This window comes from Psychrobacter sp. K31L (assembly GCF_017942195.1).
Lineage (GTDB): Bacteria > Pseudomonadota > Gammaproteobacteria > Pseudomonadales > Moraxellaceae > Psychrobacter > Psychrobacter glaciei.
This window is the reverse complement of the sequence record NZ_JAGKSC010000007.1, coordinates 102,684-121,783: the sequence shown is the minus strand read 5'-3', so window position 1 is coordinate 121,783 and position 19,100 is coordinate 102,684. Positions and strand designations below refer to the sequence as shown.

The 19,100-nt window shown below is 43.2% G+C and carries 16 protein-coding genes and 2 tRNA genes; 9 read left to right on the top strand and 9 right to left on the bottom strand.

The annotated features are described in order from the left end of the window. Positions 1 to 160 precede the first annotated feature (160 nt). From J5X94_RS11585 to J5X94_RS11565, 5 genes are all read left to right on the top strand, one after another. Positions 161 to 370: a hypothetical protein gene (locus tag J5X94_RS11585; RefSeq protein ID WP_210541362.1), complete on the top strand. Its 210-nt coding sequence runs from the start codon at positions 161 to 163 to the stop codon at positions 368 to 370. 429 nt (positions 371 to 799) lie between these two features. After that, positions 800 to 1,336 carry a hypothetical protein gene (locus J5X94_RS11580; RefSeq protein ID WP_210541361.1) on the top strand — a complete coding sequence of 179 codons (537 nt, stop codon included), beginning with the start codon at positions 800 to 802 and terminating at the stop codon, positions 1,334 to 1,336. Between the two features lie 30 nt (positions 1,337 to 1,366). After that, entirely contained in the window at positions 1,367 to 1,798 is a 432-nt protein-coding gene (locus J5X94_RS11575; RefSeq protein WP_210541360.1) for an OsmC family protein, read from the top strand. A 13-nt stretch (positions 1,799 to 1,811) separates the two neighbouring features. Further along, positions 1,812 to 2,276 (top strand): flavodoxin family protein, encoded by a 465-nt coding sequence (locus J5X94_RS11570; RefSeq protein WP_210541359.1) that lies wholly within the window; start codon positions 1,812 to 1,814, stop codon positions 2,274 to 2,276. Between the two features lie 96 nt (positions 2,277 to 2,372). Then, positions 2,373 to 3,047, top strand: a complete 675-nt coding sequence (locus J5X94_RS11565; RefSeq protein WP_210541358.1) for a DUF938 domain-containing protein — start codon at positions 2,373 to 2,375, stop codon at positions 3,045 to 3,047. Positions 3,048 to 3,172: 125 nt separating this feature from the next. On the opposite strand, the gene J5X94_RS11560 is transcribed toward J5X94_RS11565, so the two are convergent. Then, a complete protein-coding gene (locus J5X94_RS11560) occupies positions 3,173 to 3,964 on the bottom strand; it encodes a dienelactone hydrolase family protein (protein ID WP_210541357.1) in 792 nt (263 codons plus the stop codon). Positions 3,965 to 4,522: 558 nt separating this feature from the next. Here J5X94_RS11560 and J5X94_RS11555 point away from each other — a divergent pair. Together J5X94_RS11555 and J5X94_RS11550 are read left to right on the top strand one after the other, a co-directional pair. Continuing rightward, the gene (locus tag J5X94_RS11555) at positions 4,523 to 6,610 is read left to right on the top strand and encodes a catalase (RefSeq protein WP_210541356.1); all 2,088 of its coding nucleotides are present in this window, start codon (positions 4,523 to 4,525) and stop codon (positions 6,608 to 6,610) included. Positions 6,611 to 6,926: 316 nt separating this feature from the next. Further along, the gene (locus J5X94_RS11550) at positions 6,927 to 7,712 is read left to right on the top strand and encodes an MBL fold metallo-hydrolase (RefSeq protein ID WP_210541355.1); all 786 of its coding nucleotides are present in this window, start codon (positions 6,927 to 6,929) and stop codon (positions 7,710 to 7,712) included. Between the two features lie 84 nt (positions 7,713 to 7,796). Here J5X94_RS11550 and J5X94_RS11545 read toward each other — a convergent pair. The 7 genes from J5X94_RS11545 to leuS form a co-directional block, all read right to left on the bottom strand. Beyond that, positions 7,797 to 7,872: transfer RNA gene (locus J5X94_RS11545), tRNA-Lys, on the bottom strand. Between the two features lie 160 nt (positions 7,873 to 8,032). Further along, a tRNA-Lys gene (locus J5X94_RS11540) sits at positions 8,033 to 8,108 on the bottom strand. Positions 8,109 to 8,292: 184 nt separating this feature from the next. After that, positions 8,293 to 10,242 (bottom strand): MacB family efflux pump subunit, encoded by a 1,950-nt coding sequence (locus J5X94_RS11535; RefSeq protein WP_228293247.1) that lies wholly within the window; start codon positions 10,240 to 10,242, stop codon positions 8,293 to 8,295. 269 nt (positions 10,243 to 10,511) lie between these two features. Then, the gene (locus tag J5X94_RS11530; protein WP_210541353.1) at positions 10,512 to 11,837 is read right to left on the bottom strand and encodes an efflux RND transporter periplasmic adaptor subunit; all 1,326 of its coding nucleotides are present in this window, start codon (positions 11,835 to 11,837) and stop codon (positions 10,512 to 10,514) included. 276 nt (positions 11,838 to 12,113) lie between these two features. After that, positions 12,114 to 13,193, bottom strand: a complete 1,080-nt coding sequence (holA, locus tag J5X94_RS11525) for a DNA polymerase III subunit delta (RefSeq protein WP_210541352.1) — start codon at positions 13,191 to 13,193, stop codon at positions 12,114 to 12,116. A 58-nt stretch (positions 13,194 to 13,251) separates the two neighbouring features. Then, a complete protein-coding gene (locus J5X94_RS11520) occupies positions 13,252 to 13,914 on the bottom strand; it encodes a hypothetical protein (RefSeq protein ID WP_210541351.1) in 663 nt (220 codons plus the stop codon). A gap of 122 nt (positions 13,915 to 14,036) precedes the next feature. Further along, positions 14,037 to 16,742 carry a leucine--tRNA ligase gene (gene leuS / locus J5X94_RS11515; protein ID WP_210541350.1) on the bottom strand — a complete coding sequence of 902 codons (2,706 nt, stop codon included), beginning with the start codon at positions 16,740 to 16,742 and terminating at the stop codon, positions 14,037 to 14,039. Positions 16,743 to 16,953: 211 nt separating this feature from the next. Between leuS and J5X94_RS11510 the strand changes: the two genes are divergently transcribed. Both J5X94_RS11510 and J5X94_RS11505 read left to right on the top strand, forming a co-directional pair. Continuing rightward, on the top strand, positions 16,954 to 17,331 hold the full coding sequence (locus J5X94_RS11510; RefSeq protein ID WP_210541349.1) for a Spx/MgsR family RNA polymerase-binding regulatory protein: 378 nt from the start codon (positions 16,954 to 16,956) through the stop codon (positions 17,329 to 17,331). A gap of 85 nt (positions 17,332 to 17,416) precedes the next feature. Continuing rightward, positions 17,417 to 17,776 (top strand): hypothetical protein, encoded by a 360-nt coding sequence (locus tag J5X94_RS11505; protein WP_210541348.1) that lies wholly within the window; start codon positions 17,417 to 17,419, stop codon positions 17,774 to 17,776. A gap of 105 nt (positions 17,777 to 17,881) precedes the next feature. Here J5X94_RS11505 and argB read toward each other — a convergent pair whose 3' ends face one another. Beyond that, entirely contained in the window at positions 17,882 to 18,793 is a 912-nt protein-coding gene (gene argB / locus J5X94_RS11500; protein WP_189586436.1) for an acetylglutamate kinase, read from the bottom strand. Between the last annotated feature and the right edge of the window lie 307 nt (positions 18,794 to 19,100).

Below are 19,100 nucleotides of genomic sequence, written 5' to 3'. Positions count from 1 at the left end.
ATGTGAGAGTAGGTCATCGTCAGCTCTCTATTCAAAAGCTAAACCCCCTGTGACATAAGTCACAGGGGGTTTTCTTTTGGGTGCGGTTTTAGGTCTGACTTGATTTAATCAACTTATTACTGTATCAATTGCTATGATACTAAATCTACAAGGAAGCGCTGTGATACACGAAAGTTATTATTGGAAGCAACCTCTTTTAGAAAGCGTTATAAAATTTAAAGAGTGTGAAGCTCTCGAAGAAATCAATGAAGAATTATATGTAAAAATTGAACAAGCTGTTTTTATCGGTTTTTATTCGATTAGGAAATTATTAGAGATAGAAACTAAAATTACTAGTAGCCTTAAAAACCAAAAGTACGATCTAGATTGATTTTCATATGTAGGTGATAATGTTACTTGGCGAAATAACTATAAGATAGATGAGTTATATAATTTAAGTAAACCTCAGTTAGAAAAGCGAGACCTATGGTTTATTGCGAGTAGAGTTATGCATAGTTTTATTTTTAATCCTTGCATAAACCAAAGTGGTGGATTCGATGGTATTATTTTCACTTCGGATATTGATAAAAACAAAAAGCTTTATATGTTATCTTTAGATCAACTGATAAAAATATTTGAAGCAGTCGGTAATGATTGTGTCGTAAAGGTAGAGTACAAGAATTACTCACCCGTCCGCCGCTCGACGCCTGATACAAGCTATCATCGTTTCCGCTCGACTTGCATGTGTTAAGCCTGCCGCCAGCGTTCAATCTGAGCCATGATCAAACTCTTCAGTTTAATCTTGCTATGTAACCCTTTTATGCTTAAATCTTTCACAGTAGATAATATTGAAGAGCTTAAGCAACTTGAGAAAAAATTGTATGAATCAATGGATAAAACTCTATTGCAGATTAGCTCTGAAATTAATGAAAACACCTCACAAACGTTCTTTTCAAAAATGAAGTTTGGCGGTATAGGTTTTGATCCTTTAGATTCTAAGCGTGAACTGAATATAGTCGAGCAAATTAATCAATCTTTTACTTATTTAGCCTCATTTTACGCATTGGAACTTCTATTTACTGAATACCCAGAATTAGCTCCATTTAGACTTAATCTTGGAACTGCTTCAGGTTCAGATATTGAATCAGAATGTGGTAGATTAGCTGCTGAAGTTTTTGCTGCAGTGGCTCCTACAAGTAATCAGAAGCTTAAGAAAGATATTAATAAGGTATTAGAAACTAATGCCTTATTAAAATTTGTGCTTTTTATGTGTCCTAATTTTGAGTTAGGTCGTCAACTCAAGCTAGAGAGAGATGGTGTAATTGTGTGGGCATTAAAAGGTGCAAATACATTATAAATATTAAATAGAATTACAGAAGAGAACCCTATGACAACTTCAAAAGTAACTTATCAAGGTGATCTACGTACCACCGCGATTCACTTGCAATCAAATAATGAGATTATCACTGATGCGCCAATTGATAATCACGGCAAAGGCGAGGCATTTTCTCCGACTGATTTATTAGCGACGAGTTTAGCCAGTTGTATGTTGACGATTGTCGGTATTAAAGCCCATGATATGGATATGGATATGGATATGGATATTGATATTGCAGGTACTACCGCTGAAGTAACCAAAGTTATGGCTGCTGACCCAAGACGAGTGAGTGAAATACATATCATTGTAAAATTCAACCGTGAACTTGATGATAGAACGCAAACGATATTTTATAACACTGCCCTGACTTGTCCGGTAGCTAAGAGTATTCATCCTGATATTACTCAGAACATTACTTTTAGATGTGCAAAACCGCTTTGATATGGTGATTACTATGGCTGTTAAAACGCTACTTATCGTCGCTCACGCGCCATCGCCCAATACTCAGAAATTGGCGCAGGCAGCTTTCGACGGTGCCAATCATCCTGATATAGATATCAACGTCATTTTGAAATCACCACAGGATACACAGCCTGAAGATGTGTTGGCAGCTGACGCGCTACTACTAGGTACGACTGAAAATCTAGCATATATGGCAGGGCTTACCAAAGACTTTTTTGATCGTTGCTATTATCCTGTGCTAGAAGAAAAGCAAGGTATGCCCTTTGCGTTGTATATACGAGCAGGCCATGATGGTACGGGTACTAAGCTTGCGATGAAAACGATTACGACGGGACTGCGTTGGTCATGGATCCAAGAGGCGCTGATACTACAAGGTGATTGGCAAGATAGCTTTGTTGAGCAAGTAGAAGAGCTTGCTATGACGCTAGCAGCTGGGGTAGAGGCGGGTATTTACTAATAGTGAGATACGATGACTGAGTTAATATTTGATAATGCTCATTAATCTATCGAAATCAATGCTAAGAAAATAATAGACGGTCTGGAGAGAGTAGTGATGCATGACGCTGATCTAAATAGTGACAATCTAAATAATAAAGTGGATATTTCTGCATTGCCGTTTTCTCAAGCGTGTGAGAATAATAAAAAGCCTATCCTCGAATTATTAGAAAGTGAGCTACAAGGCTTTAATCATGTACTAGAGATTGGCTCTGGAACGGGTCAGCATAGCGTGTATTTTGCATCAAACTTACCTCATCTCAAATGGCAAACCAGCGATGTTATTAGTAATCATCGTCATATAGCAGCTTGGCATAATGCCTATCCTGCGCCCAATTTATATCTGCCACTGGTGTTTGATCTGGTGCATGATTCAGTACCTGTTAGTAGTCATTTAGATAATAGTGATATAGCCAAACCTTATGATGTGATATTTACGGCAAATACTTTGCATATTATTAGTTGGGCTTTGGTTAAACGGTTATTTGCATTGGTGGGCGATGCGCTACCTACTGACGGAAAGCTGATTGTATATGGCCCATTTAACGAAAATGGCAAATATACCAGTGAGGGCAATCAGCGATTTGATGCGATGTTGAGAGCAGGCAATCTTGATAGTGGTATTCGTGATAAAGAAGATATTGTAAGCTTGGCAACCACGCATCATCTACTGCTATGCAAAACGTATGCGATGCCTGCCAATAATCAACTGTTAGTATTTCAAAAGTACTAAGTTTTTAAAGCGTCAGCAAAAATTAAATAAAAAAAAGACACCTCAATGGATCGTTATAAGATCTTATTGAGGTGTCTTTTTTTGGGCTTGCTTATATTATTACTTATTTGATTTGTACAGTTAGACTATTTATATTCTTCTGCTAAGAAGTCCAAGTAACGTTTCCAAGAGCGCTCATCGGCGCGGGCATCATATCTATCGCTACCGAACACGCTAAAGGCATGTGGTGCGCCGCTGTATGTCACCATCTCATGAGGTATCTTGGCGGCTTCTAAGGTCTTACCCAAAGTCGCAAAGCTTTCTAGAGAGACAGATTGGTCAGCTGAGCCATGGAATACTAGGATTTCTCCAGTGGTATTGTCATAACTTTGACCCGTTGGCACATCAAAGGCACCGTGGAAAGGGACAAATGCTTTTTGCTCAAAGCCTGAGCGTGCTAGCTCTAACGCAACTGTACCGCCAAAACAATACCCCATGGTAGTGCCTTTACGCACATCATTGCCTTGTAATTGTCCGGCTGTTAATGCGCCTGCTAATATGCGACGCATTTTATTACGGTCATCATATAGCTCACCAGTTAGGCGTTTGTTTTCTTCGATAGACGTGGGGCGAATGCCTTGTCCAAACATGTCTGCCGCTAGTACGTTGTAACCTTCAGTCGCTAACATATCAGCACGTTTGCGCTCATAATCTGTCAATCCATCCCAATCATGAATGAGCAAAATAAAAGGGGCGTTGGGCTTATCCGCTTTAGCGTAATAGCCTTCGTATGCTTGGTTATCTACCGTGTAGGTAACATTTTTGGTCGTAATAGCGGCAGCCGTTTGACTGACAGTCAATGCCATTAGACCCATTGACGCGCCCACCAGTAATGAGCGGTAAGGTTTTTTAGTCGGAGAGCTTAGAGTTGGTAGCATAATGGATCGCCTTATAGTTATATAAAAAGTAGTCGCATCGTCAAATTCATATAAATCCGCTACATCATCATCCTCGCTAAGCATACTAATGTATAACTTGCGCTCGGTTTTCTTGTCTCGGAATTATTTGAATTCAACGATATAAAAAAGATAAATGTAAAGCTAGAACCATGCCAATTTATTTATCGATAGTCTCTGGTACTTCATAAAAGCATACCTTAAAGAATAACTACATTACAAGATTCTATTGTTAACGTTGATGCTCCTTTAAGGCCTTCTAAAATGCTGGTTCATAGCGACTGTAAACCTTAACCAAACATCAACAAGGTTTACTATATACGCAACTATATTTGACTTAATTTTTGGGTAGTATAAGTCCTAAGCCTATTATTCCTTTATGAATTTTAGTGCGGTATCAATTTAACGCTAGGCAATGCTGAAGACACAAACAAATAATTGACAGATGAAGTCACCATTCTCTCAAAGGATATCAAACCTGTGTAAGCACTCTTTTAGAGGTTTAAAAGAGCACTCTTAATCCATTAGCTAGGACTTTTTATGAATAATAATATCGATCATACTGACCCCGCCAAAGACATGAATACTGAACGTGGCAATGGTGGTGAAACCCATCAACGCGCAGGCGATGACACCAAAGTATTGACCACGCAGCAAGGTGTGGCTATCGCTGACAACCAAAACTCTCTAAAAACAGGCTCACGTGGGCCTACGCTGTTAGAAGATTTTGTGCTACGTGAAAAAATCAATCATTTTGACCATGAGCGTATCCCTGAGCGTATCGTCCATGCTCGTGGTAGTGCAGCACACGGTTATTTTGAGCTGACAGAGTCACTAGAAGAATATACGACTGCCAAAGTATTGACCGAAACAGGTAAGCAAACGCCATTGTTTACGCGCTTTTCAACGGTAGCGGGTAATAAAGGCTCAAAAGATACGCCACGAGATGTGCGCGGTTTTGCTGTGAAAATATATACAGAAGAAGGCAACTGGGATATCGTTGGTAACAATATGCCAATCTTCTTTATCCAAGATGCGATGAAGTTCCCAGATTTGATTCATGCGGTAAAACCAGAACCAGATCGCGGTTTTCCGCAAGCGGCGTCTGCCCATGATACGTTTTGGGATTTTGTCTCGTTAAGTCCTGAAACCATGCACAATCTAATTTGGCTGATGAGTGATCGTGGTCTACCACGTAGCCTACGTATGATGGAAGGCTTTGGTATTCATAGCTATCGCTTAATCAACAAAGACGGTAAGAGCACCTTTGTGCGTTTTCATTGGAAACCAGTATTAGGCGTACAGTCAACCACATGGGATGAGGCAGTAAAAATCTCAGGTGCTGATCCTGACTATCATCGTCGTGACTTGTTTGAGTCAATCAACAATGGTGACTATCCTGAGTGGGAGTTTGGCGTACAGTTATTTACTGAAGAAGAAGCCAACGAATTTCCATTTGACCATTTAGATGCGACTAAACTGATTCCTGAAGAATTGGTGCCAGTGAAAGTCGTGGGTAAGATGGTATTGAACCGCTATCCAGATAATTTCTTTGCAGAAACTGAGCAAGTAGCATTCTGCCCATCGCATCTGCCACCTGGTGTTGATTTTAGTAATGACCCATTATTGCAAGGTCGTCTGTTCAGTTATTTAGACACGCAGCTATCACGTCTAGGATCACCGAACTTTGCCCAGATTCCTATTAATGCACCAAAATGTCCGTTTGCTAACAATCAGCAAGATGGTCATATGCAGATGCAAGTGCCTAAGACACGTGTACTCTATGAGCCACAAAGTCTAGATCCAACTCGTCCTCGTGAAAGCGCTAAACGTGGTTTCAACTCATTCCATGAGCAATTAGATGATGGTGTAAAAGGTCGCGTACGTGATGAGAGCTTCGCTGATCATTACAGCCAGCCACGTATGTTCTACCGTAGTCAGACGGCTATTGAGCAAGCGCATATTGCTTCTGCTTATGCATTTGAGCTGGGCAAAGTAGATACGGCACATGTACGTACTCGTATGCTGAGTCATTTGATTCATATCGATGAAGATTTGGCCAACCGTGTAGCAACGGCGCTGGGTATGGAACTGCCAGAACCTGCTGACGCGGCTGCACCTGTACAGGATATGGCGACTTCTAAAGCACTACAAACCATTGGTCTGACGCCTGACAGTCTAAAAGGTCGTATGATCGGTATCTTGGTCGCAGAAGGCTCTAATAGTAGCGAAATTAAAAAGTTCGAAGATGCTGCTAAAGCGCAAGGCGCTAGCGTCAAAATCGTCGCCCCTAATAAAGAAGTTGTGTTGGATGATGGTACACGTATCCAAGCTGATGAGCGCCTCGCTGGTGGTCCGTCAGTGATGTTTGATGCCGTGGTTAGTATCATTATGCCAGAGCAGGCTAAGAAGCTAGCAAAAGACAGTGCAGCGCTAGATTGGTTTAATGATGCTTATGCTCATTGCAAAGCCATTGCTTATTGCGGTGCGACCGATGAGTTTATCTTAAGCAAGCTGCCTATTGAGAAAGATGAATTTGTGACGCCATTGGCTGAATTAGATACCTTTATTACCAATGCCAAGTCTCGTCTATGGGAACGTGAGCCAAAGGTTCGTGACCTTGCATAATCAATAGGTAGGTAATCTCGACTACGATTTATTTTAAATACTAAATATTTTCTTAAACCCAGCCTAAGTGCTGGGTTTTTGCTTTTTGATAATAAAGTGAGAGTGGCCATGGATAAAACTATGCATGCAGTTGTTAATATTGATTTTCCATAGTTATTAGCCGCATCGTCTCGGTATGCCGCATTGCTTCCATATATAGTCACGAGCGTTCACTCAAAGTCGTTTTTTTTGAACTGACGGACGTTATACTAAAGATTGTCTATAAAATTGAATAAAAGCCTCACAATAATAACGATGAATGAGGTAGGGAATACCAATGAGTTTATGTGAAATCGTACGTTTAGAAGGCTATATCCAGAGTACCTACCTTGCGGTATATCCGGATAAAATCATGCTGCTAGACGGTGGCTGCCGTGCTGATGTGACGATGGTGCTTGATTATATTAAAACGACGCTGAAGCGACCGATCACTGATCTAAGAGTAGTGGTGGTCACACACATGCATCCTGATCATGCAGGCGGGGCAAATAAATTTCGACAAGAGACTGGCTGTCTTATTGTCTCAGCAGATAAAAAAAAGCAATGGTATAGCGGTATTGGTGGGCGAGCGATGCACTTCGTAGACATAAACCTAGGATATTATGTGGCCAGACGTCAAGGTCGACCATTTAAAAACCTGTATTATTCTGCAAGCTTGAAACCAGATATCACGGTTAAAGATGGTGAGCTTGTGCCAAAGTTTGATGAATGGCAAGTTTTAGAAACGCCGGGACATACGGATCGTGATTTGTCTTTATTTCACCTGCCTAGCCGCCAAGTATATACAGCTGATTTGATCATCAAGCTACGCCATAAATTCGTTGCACCCTTTCCTGTCTATGACCCTAAAACATACATCCAGTCTTTACACAAGATAAGAGATTTGAAACCCTCAATGGTGATGATGGCGCATGGCCGAGAGCTGGCTATGGACACAGCAGATTTTGATCATTTTATTGCCCAAGCGCCCAAGCATCCACGTACGATTAAGGATACGATCAAGCATAAATTGCTATGGAGAAAAGGAGGTAACTTTAGACTCTTTAAGCGTAGGCGTGATTGATAGCTATCAATGCTCATAAATCTACACTCATAAAAAGACAGTCGAAAAAAAGCCCAGTCATAAAATGACTGGGCTTTCTAAATATGGTGGGCTGTCCGCGACTCGAACGCGGGACCAATTGATTAAAAGTCAACTGCTCTACCAACTGAGCTAACAACCCTGAAGAGTGTATAAAAAGCATTTGCTTTTTAACTCTGCAAAAGAAAATCCTATGTAACGAACTTTCTAAAAACTAAACATCTTAACGATGTCTTTTAAACTTATCTTTATTGGTCTACTACCGGATAGGGCAGAACGATTAATAAAGATCAAACTAAATATGGTGGGCTGTCCGCGACTCGAACGCGGGACCAATTGATTAAAAGTCAACTGCTCTACCAACTGAGCTAACAACCCTAACGTTTAAAGTGTTTGTATCCCTAAACGTGAGAGCACATTATATATATAATTAAGACAATTACAACCCCGTATTAGGAAAAAAGTGTAAATCTCTCGTAAAACTGCGTATTTCTTTGATTTTTTATCGTTACTTCGATATTTCGTACTGAATACTTGGACAAAATGCTCAGGTGTCTAGTTGTCAATATCGAGACAATGCCTCTACAGGATCCAATTTGGCGGCATTACGGGCAGGCAAGAATCCAAATACTACGCCAATGAGTGTCGAACAAACAAAAGCGGCAATAATGGAAGTCGATGAATAGATGACTTTGAAATTATCACCACCCACACTATTAATCAGTTCACCAATGGCAAAGGCCAGTCCAATACCAATAAGTCCCCCTAATATACAGACCAAAACGGCCTCAATGAGGAACTGCTGCATGATATCGCTCTGACGCGCGCCCACTGCCATACGTACACCAATCTCATTAGTTCGTTCGGTGACAGAGACGAGCATGATGTTCATCACTCCAATACCGCCGACGATCAATGAAATAACCGCGACCGATGAGATAAGCAGTGTCATCGTACCTGTTGTCGACTCGATCGTTTGACGAATAGAGTCTGAATTACGTAACTCAAAGTCATCTTTGCCATGGCGACTCTCTATCAAGTCAGAAATGGCAGTCTCTGCGGCACTAGAGGAGATACTATCATCTAACAACGCCACAAAGCGGTCAATATTGGTGCTACCAGTAACACGCGACATCACTGTTGTATAAGGCATATAGATAGTAGGCGTCGTCACACTGGGACCAAAGCCGCCGTCGCTCTCTTCGAGTACGCCAATCACGCGTCCGGGCACGCTGCCAACCAATATCACCTCACCAACAGGATTATCAATATCTGCAAAAAAGGTCTGTTTGGCATTGTCATCGATGATGATATCTTGACTACGTAATGTGATACTTTTTGCATCAAACCCTTGACCCAATACCAATGTCTCACCAGTGACGGTTAGATAGTCTTCACCAACGCCATTGACCGTGGCATCCTCTTGTATACTTCGATAACGGACACTAGAGTTGGCATTCACTTGAGGGCTAACGCTGATAATATATGGCTGATTGCCGACCGCTTCTGCGTCTTCTGGTGTCAGGTTGTCATCGTTGTAACGGCGTCTAGGGTCGCCTCTAGGGTAGCCATCATTGACAGTGATGGTATTAGTACCTAACGAGCTGATATTAGCCAAAATCTGCTGCTGAGAGCCTTGACCTAAGCCTACGATAGACACGACAGCAGCGATACCAATAATGATACCCAACATGGTCAACAAGGTACGCATTTTATGCGCACGCATAGCAAGCAATGACATCTTAAACGCTTCAAGCAGTCGATCAACAAAGCTACCAAAGGCACTTTTTCGATGTTCACCAAGGATAGACTCTGGTTTTTTGTCTGTGTGCTTGTAATGCTCAGTTTGATAGTCAGCGATGACATGGCCATCTTTTAGCTCAATCACACGCTCCGCTTGTGCCGCTAGCTTTGGATCATGAGTAACCATGATAATGGTATGACCTTGTGCGCTGAGGTCATGTAATATCGCCATGACATCTTCGCCAGACTTACTGTCTAGGGCACCAGTTGGCTCATCTGCCAAGATCACGTCACCACCATTCATCAGTGCACGAGCAACAGAAACACGCTGCTGCTGTCCACCTGAGAGCTGGTTAGGGCGGTTATTGACCTTATTGCCAAGGCCGAGGTCAGTTAGTAATTTCTCAGCACGATTGGTGCGTGCCTCGGTATCCATGCCAGCATATACGGCAGGAACTGCTACATTGTCTTTGGCGCTAATGTCACCAAGCAGATGATAACGCTGAAAAATAAAACCAAAGTGTTCACGGCGTAGTTCAGCGAGCTCGTCAGCATCAAGCTTGCGTGCTGACTTACCATATATTTTATAGTCGCCAGCCGTCGCCTGATCGAGACAGCCCAAGATATTCATCAAGGTGGACTTACCAGAGCCAGACTGCCCAATGATTGCCACCATTTCGCCTTGATTGATAGTTAGATTGATATCATGCAAGACGCGAATGGTTTGCTCACCAGCAGGGAACTCTCTGATAATTCCAGACAGCTCCATAATAGGCTTGCCTGATGCAGAGTGGTTAGCGGTCTTAGTTTTTGCTGAGTTGTTTAAGTTATCTGAGTTGTTTGAAGGATTAGCAGTAGTGTGTGACTCTAAGTTTTGAGCCGTGCTACTTTCAGAGTTATCTTCAGTCGACGGTTTAGGAGATTGAGATATAGTCATAGCAGTATCTTTAATAAAGGCTAATAAGCGTTATAGTGTTGTTATGAAAGGGCTGCTATGTTTAACAGGCCCTTTTTTATTCAACATAGTCAAAGAACAAGTTACATTCGAGGTCCACCAGGGATACGGCCGCTACCTGATTTCTTACCGCTTTCTTCACTGATGATTACTTCTTCCCCTTCTTTTAAACCACTTAAGATCTGTGCGTTTACTCGGTTATCGATACCGACTTCTACAGTACGCTCTTCTACGGTTCCGTCCTCTTTTAATACACGTACAAATTTGCCCGTGGCTGCTTTGCCTTTTTCTTTACCTTTAGCTCGTTTTTCTTGTATCACTGTTGACGGTACTAATAGCGCATTTTTGGCTTCGTTAACGATGATATAGATCTGCGCCGTCATATCGATTCGAAACAAGCGGTCAGGGTTCGGTACTTCTACGTAGCCGACATAATAGATAGCAGCGTCTGTCGAGCTGGTACTACTGATTTGCTCTGGGGCAGGTTCGATAGCGGTTAATGTCGCATCATACTGCTTATCTGGATTACCAATGATATTGAAATAAGCGGGCATACCAGCATTGACGTTAATGACATCAGCTTCTGAGATTTGTGCATTGATACGTACGGTCGATAAATCTGCTAGCGTCACCAATGTTGGCGCCGTTTGGTTGGCATTCACGGTGGTGCCTTGTTCAGTCGTAATAGAAACGACAGTACCTGATATCGGCGCACGAATCGTGGTATAGCTCAGGTCTTCTTCAGCAGTACTCACATTGGTTCGTGATTTGCGTAACGCTGCTTGCTGACTATTGATATTGGCTTCAGTAGTCGCAATGGCTGCTTTTGCCGTATCAATAGCTGCAGCTGCATTAGCAACGGCTGCTTTTGCTGTCTCAACGCTGGTCGCTTGGGTGTCGTATTCTTGCTGCGAGATAGCGTCGATCGCGACTAAATTCTGCAAACGCGCAAAATCAGACTGGGCTTGTTTGAGCTCAGACTGACGGCTGGCAAGATCGGCATAGGCACTTTTTAGACTGGCTTGTTTGCTCAACGATTCCGCTTGGGCACTTTGTAGCGCCGCTTCGCTTTGCTCAAGGGTGGCTTGTTCATTACTCAGGCTATTCTTCTGAGTCACTTGATCAATCTGCGCAATCAAATCGCCTTGCTTCACTTCATCGCCGACTTCAACGTACAGGCGTTTTACTTCACCAGATACCTGTGCCCCTACATCGACGGTATTTAACGCTTTCACTTTACCCGATGCCATGACATTGTTTTCAATATCACCGACCTCAACGGTTGCGGTTAAGTAGTTAGGTGTGGTTTCTTCTGGTTTTAAAAAAGTATAGGCCAAAGCCCCTAATGCTACGATAATTAAGGTAATGACACCCCATTTGATAGCAGCCTTTTTGCTTATTTTGCGCATGACAACAATCCAATCACAATTAAATCAAGTGTAGATATAGTAGAGACTTCATCTATAAAAGGGAATGTTAATTAGTTTACGAAAGGTTAAGGTAGCTAAGCATAGAGATAGGTACAGAAAATAAACGCTTACTAAAAACAATAAGGCGAAAATTATAGGAGAACAAGATAGGGTAGTAAAATCTGGACTTATAGTGTTTAAACCTATAAGTCAGTAAGAGAGGAGATGGTTAACTGGTTAATAAGCGAAACAATAGAAGGTGGTGACAGACTAATTTTAGCGCATCGCAAATAAACGCTTACCTGCTAGCTCTAATGCTGCCTGCAATAACAACTCCCATGCTGGCTGACGAACGAGCCCCTTAATCGCTTGATCACAACGATACAGCAGCGCAGGCCATTCAGCCGTTTGCACTTTTGCTTGGCGGCGGCAGGCTTGTTGATATAATCCTTGCTTGCTACGCCAAATACCCAGTGCTTGCGGATCTTGGCCATCCATTAATTGTATGATTTGGCGCATGTCTTTGCTGATTGCCCACAGTACCAAGGTCGTCGGCTCATCAGTGGCTTTCAGCTGAAAAATGATTTTTGCCACTTGTGCGCTATTGCCTGCCAGCATCGCATCGGACAGATCAAAGACACTGAATTGGGCGTCGCTGACCAAGGCGGCTTGAAGATCCTTGATATCTAGTGCTACGTTTGGCGCTGTCGTTGTAGACTGATTACTGCCTTCGTGAGTTGCGTCATGACTACTAGCATCCAACTGCGGCGCAAATAAATAAGACAGCCGCCATAAGGTTTGATAAGCACTTAACAGGTGATGCTCGGTGTGCGACATGAGCAGTTGCCATGCTTCTTGTGACAGTCTGAGTCCAAACTGCTGGGCTTGAATCTGCAACAGCTGCTGACGTTGCTGTTCGTTGTATAAATTGCAATCAATGACGTGACCGTATTGAGAAAATGGCGCAAACCACTTGCTGCTTTGCGCTCTTTTGTCTTGTTTGGGCGTTAGCCATAATAAGCTATGACTGTGCGCCCCTGTTTGTGCCTCAACAGCAAAGCGCTCAAGCTCAGCGATAACGGATTTGTCTGGTTTATGATTGCCGGTCACGATCAGCGCGCTAGCATCATCAAATAGAGATTGACTGCCAAGCTCTGACAGTACTTCTTGCCAGCTCTTAACTGATATCAGTTCTATACGTTTAATCGCGTAATTTTGTGCACGCCAATGCGGACGCAAGGCGTCAATCAGCCACTGACTTAGTAAGGGCTCATCTCCATGTGCCAGCCACAAGCCAGCTACTGCCACGGATGACTGTAGTAGTTTGGGATAGGCTTGTATAAAAGTATCTTGCATAGACTAATGAGGACACAGGTTTATGAGGATGGATGTGCAGAATGCCGTACGCTAAATATTAAGGGTTTGGTGCGTTTGGTACGATAACTGCCGTAGATGCTGACCCTATTTGTGATGGTGTATTGGCGCTGGTAGGGGCGACTCTAGGCAGAGCAATGGCGACATACTGATCAGTGATACGGCGTGCCAAGCTGTCATAGAGCCAGTCACGAACTTGGTCGCCTTGCTGGTCATCGGTACTGACCGATGCTTCATTATACTGGTAGCTGCGCTCAACTTGGATGGGGTTGGTCAGCGTCACAACTTTGCCGTTTTGTAAGGCTTGATAGCTGACATCTGCTGATATTACCAAGCGAATTTCTGTTAAAACGCCGACCAATTCATAACGCTTAAAGCGTATATTATTGACGTTAATCGCGGCAATGGGTTCCGCTGTAGCGTTTTTATTGTTATTGGTGACATCAGCCAAGGTCATATTATCAGTCACCTCGACACCCAAGGCCTCTAGGCGTCGTGTCAATGGTAACTTTAGTGGGAAGGAGGTACGATTGTCTTCGATAATGACTGCTGTTTTAGCAACATTAAATAGCATCGGCGTGTCATAACCTCGTAGCTGGAAGCCACAGCCGCTCAGCGCTGCTGTCGATCCAAGCACAGCAAACAGTGGCAAGCTTGTGAGTAATGCTGTCGCTAGCTTCTGTCCACTAGACCTTTTTGCCATACTGCATTGCCCATTTGGCTTGCTTAATTTTGTTTGAGATGACTGCACAGCTCGATGCTTATACGACATAATCGCTATCCTTATGTTGATAAAAAGGCTTAAAACACTAAGTTTAAAAAGGTCTAGCCTGCAACCACGATATTGACCAGTTTATTCGGTACGACGATTTCTTTTTTGATTTCACCGGTCAAGAATTTTGCCACACTATCCATCGAGCGTGCTTGCGCTTTTAGTTGTTCAGGGTCGCTGTTCGGCGCGACATCCATCTTACCGCGCATTTTACCATTAACCTGTACCACCATCGTGATCATATCCTGTACTAGCGCACTTTCATCCACGGTTGGGTAGTTTAGGGTTAATGTATCGAGCCCTAACTGCTCAAGTAAATGCTCGCCCGCATGCGGCGCATAGACTGATAGCATAATAAGCAAATCAATCAGCGCTTCGTGCTGGACTTGTAGATCCTGTTCACTATCGGCTTTAAAGCTCGAAAGTTCGTTGGCAAGTTCCATGAGGCTTGATACGGGGGTGTTTAGCGCCAGACGATCGCCCAAATCACTATCAATCTTGGCAATAGTCTCATGGGTCTTACGGCGTAAGTTTTTCGCTTCTTTACTTAAGCCATCCGTATTAAAGGCGGCATTGTTTAGCGTCTCAAAGCTTAGGTTTGCTTCGGTGAGCGCTTGCATGTGCTCAGTAGCAATGCGCCATACTTTTTTAACGAAATTATAAGGGCCTTTTAGCGCGTCATCTGACCATTCTAGCGTTTGATCGGCAGGCGCAGTAAATAGGGTATAAAGGCGAACCGTGTCAGCGCCATACTTATCAATGGTGATTTGTGGGTCAACACCGTTGTTCTTTGACTTAGACATTTTTTCAATTTTGCCAATAGTCACTGGCTGACCATCTAACTTTAAAATGGCTTTAATCGGTTGACCACGCTCGTTGTAGTCAATATCGATGTCTTCTGCAAAGTAATAGGTCGTGCTGCCATCGGCATTAACACGGTAAAAAGTACCGGCAAGCACCATGCCTTGAGTCATAAGGTTGGCAAATGGCTCATCGCCTGATACCAGTGACTCATCGCGCATGAGCTTATGAAAGAAGCGTGCATACAGTAAATGCATGACCGCGTGCTCTACACCGCCGACATATTGATCGACCGGCAGCCATTTATTGGCAGCAGACTTGTTGACCATGTTTTGTGCGTCATTTGGACTGGCAAAACGCGCATAGTACCAGCTCGACTCCACAAAGGTATCAAAGGTATCAGTTTCGCGCTCAGCAGGGTTGCCACATTTAGGACAAGTGGTATTGACAAACTCTGGGATGTTTTTGAGTGGGTTACCGCGACCATCAGGGACGACGTCAGTCGGCAATACTACTGGCAAATCTTGCTCTTCGACTGGTACGGTGCCGCAATGTTCACAGTTGACCATTGGGATAGGGCAACCCCAATAGCGCTGGCGAGAGACGCCCCAATCGCGGAGACGATATTGGATCTTTTTCTTCGCAAGTTCTTCTGGTTCAAGTTTGGCTAGCATCGCTTCAAACGCTTGCTCAAAGTCTAGACCGTCAAATTCACCTGAATTGATCAAAATGTTGCGCTCAGTATAGGCAAGATTTGGCTCAGAACCATCTGTTTTGGCTTCGGCGATAACAGACTCAGTATGACCATCAGGAGACTGGATAACTTGTTTGATAGGTAAGTCGTATTTAACGGCAAATTCATAATCGCGTTCGTCATGCGCCGGTACAGCCATGACTGCGCCAGAGCCGTAGCTCATCAGCACATAGTTGGCAACCCAAACAGGCACTTCTTCGCCAGTCAATGGATGCGTCACGGTGAGACCAGTGTCCATACCGATTTTTTCTGCTTTGGCTAGGTCTGCTTCCGCGACTGAGCCTTTTTTGCAAAGGGCACAAAACGCAGCAATCGTTTCATCATGCTCAGCCGCATACTGCGCCAATGGATGCTCAGCGGCAACCGCTACATAAGTGACGCCCATCAAAGTATCGGGACGGGTAGTAAAGACGTCTAAGCTATTGGCTTGGCCGGCAAGCTCATAAGGGAAGTGTACTTCCATACCAGCACTACGACCAATCCAGTTGCGCTGCATGGTCAGTACTTCAGATGGCCAGTGACCTTCTAATTGATCCAAGTCATCAAGCAATTCATCAGCATAATCGGTGATATTAAAGTAATACATCGGGATATCGCGTTTTTCGACCGCTGCACCACTACGCCAGCCTTTACCGTCGATGACTTGCTCGTTGGCTAAAACTGTATTATCAATCGGATCCCAATTGACCGTCGCCAGCTTCTTATAGACCAAGCCTTTTTTGTATAACTGTAAAAACAACCACTGCTCCCACTGATAATACTCAGGGCTACAAGTGGCAAATTCACGCGACCAGTCAATAGACAAACCAAGCAATTTTAGCTGCGCGCGCATGCTGTCAATATTAGCGAACGTCCATTTGGCAGGTGGCGTCTGATTGGCAATAGCTGCGTTTTCAGCGGGCAAGCCGAAACCGTCCCAGCCCATTGGCTGCATGACTTCATAGCCCTTGAGGCGATAGTAACGGCTCAGCACATCTGAGATGGTATAGTTACGCACGTGACCCATGTGCAGCTTGCCGCTTGGGTAAGGGAACATCGACAGCATATAGCGACTTGGCTTATCGCTAGGCTCGTTGCCCACTTCATAACGCTTATCCGTTGCCCATTTGGCTTGTTGCGCGGCTTCAATTAGCTGCGGCTGATAGTAGGTGCTGTCATTGGTATGATTAGTATTAGAAGGTTCTGCTGTCACGGCGTTGCTCATAGTCGGCTCAAAATTGATTAATACGAATAAATTGGGTGAAATTTCACAATGCCATAGCATAGCGTAATTTGGCAAAAATTGCGACGATATGATGGTGCGCTTGCTCGATATGTTTGATGTTTTAAAAACTAACGATGGCTAAGTTTCCGCTCTCATGCTCGGTAGTGTTAGGTATAATAAAGACAATAATGATAATTGACTTGGAGCTTATATGACCATCACCATTTACGGTATCAAATCTTGTAGCACGATGAAAAAAGCTTTTACTAAGCTTGATGAGCTGAATGTAGGTTATGATTTTCATGATTATAAAAAGCAGGGCATCGATAGAGAGAGTGTAGAGCACTGGGTAAAAGAGTTAGGTATTGATAAAGTGCTCAACAAGCGCGGCACCACATGGCGCAAACTAACTGATGAGCAAAAGCAAGCTGCTGATGATAATGTAAATAATGCTATTGATTTACTTGTCGAAAATACTAGTATGATTAAACGTCCAATTGTAGAAGGTCAGATCGACGATAAAAATCAAGCTCAGCAAATACTGCTATGCGGCTTTGATGCCACTGAATTTGAGGCAAATTTTCAATAAAAAGCTATCACTTTGGCAAATTATAAACTATGCTACTTATTAGTAGAATTAAGTTTGTTCGTTTGTAATAGTCAAGGATAAGATTATGAAAAATTTATTGTTAATGGCAGCGTTGGCGGTGAGCCCTTTAATGGTTACAAGTGTGCAAGCAGCTGACTCGTCTACCAAAATTACCTTTGCAGATAACAGCTATTGCGGCAGTTTTACCGGTAATATTAAAAATGGTAAAGTGTTTCGCTTGTGGCTCATACCAGATCAAAATCTGGTCATTCGCAATGTGGGTGATGATCGTATCAATGTTGCTTATGTCACAGGGCCAAATGGTCGCCTCGATGGTGACCGTTACGAAGATAGCACTTCTTATTTTACCGAGCGTAAAGGCAATCACCATATGAAAGTATACGGCAATAGTAGTCATAGCGCCGTAGAGTTCTGCGCTTATTAAACTTGTTTGACTATGATTTGATACCATCCAATCAATAAAGCCCGAACTTAGCATTGTCTAGGTTCGGGCTTCGTTTTTCATATATCTGATTTGGTTAGTTGCTTGTTAGATCACCGTAGAATCTATCTCACGACTAATCAGCGTGCCGACACCTTCGTTGGTGAAAATCTCTAACAGCGTCGCATGAGGCACACGACCATCAACGATAACCGCACTTTTTACACCACTGCGCACCGCATTGAGCGCACATTGAATTTTCGGAATCATACCACCTGAGATAGTGCCGTCTTCAATCAAGCTGTCCACTTTCTTTGGCGTTAGCCCGGTGACGACTTCACCGTCACGACCCAGTACCCCTTTGATATTGGTCAATAGCATAAGCTTTTCCGCTTGTAAAAATTCAGCAACTTTACCCGCGACCAAATCGGCATTGATATTATAGGTATTACCTTCGCTGTCGACCCCAAGTGGCGCAATCACAGGAATGAAATCAGAAGCAATTAGCATATTAATCACGTCTTTATTGACGCTGACAACATCACCGACAAACCCTAAATCGATGGGCACAGCGATACCATCTGCGCCAATTTTTTCCATCATTAGTTTTTTGGCTAAGATTAAGTTGGCATCTTTACCCGTCAGACCAATCGCGCGGCCACCGTGTTTATTGATTAAGCTGACGATAGATTTATTGACGCTACCGCCCAATACCATCTCGACGATATCCATGGTACTTTTGTCAGTCACTCGCATACCATCGATACGGTTGGACTGGCGACCGAGCTCTTTTAGTAGATTGTCTACCTGTGGACCACCGCCATGTACGACGACAGGGTGTATACCAACGGTTTTTAGCAAGACGATATCACGAGCAAATGAACTCTCAAGCTCAGGATCGGTCATGGCGTTACCACCGTATTTAACCACAATGAGCTTATCCACAAAGCGCTGGATATAAGGCAGTGCTGTGGTTAATACTTCAGCGGTATTTTTGGCTTCATCCAAATTAAGCGTCATGACAAGCTCCTAAAATTTAGTTCTAAAAGAGATGGGTTTAAAAAGTTGGTTTATTACGGCTGACTATCGTTAGACAGGCTTATCTTAGGGCGTGTTGAACATTCACAAATAGGCACTGCTGATTGCGAAAACTGTTCTAGACAAGGCGTAAAACGACGGTAATGCTCATGCCTTAACTAGGTTTACAACGCAGCATAGGACAGTTTTCGCATCAGCTCGAAGAGACAGGTCTATTTTTTGCCATTTCATGGTTAAAAATAGACGCTTAGAATGACTAAACTTACTGTTTTAACGTCGAACTGTCTAA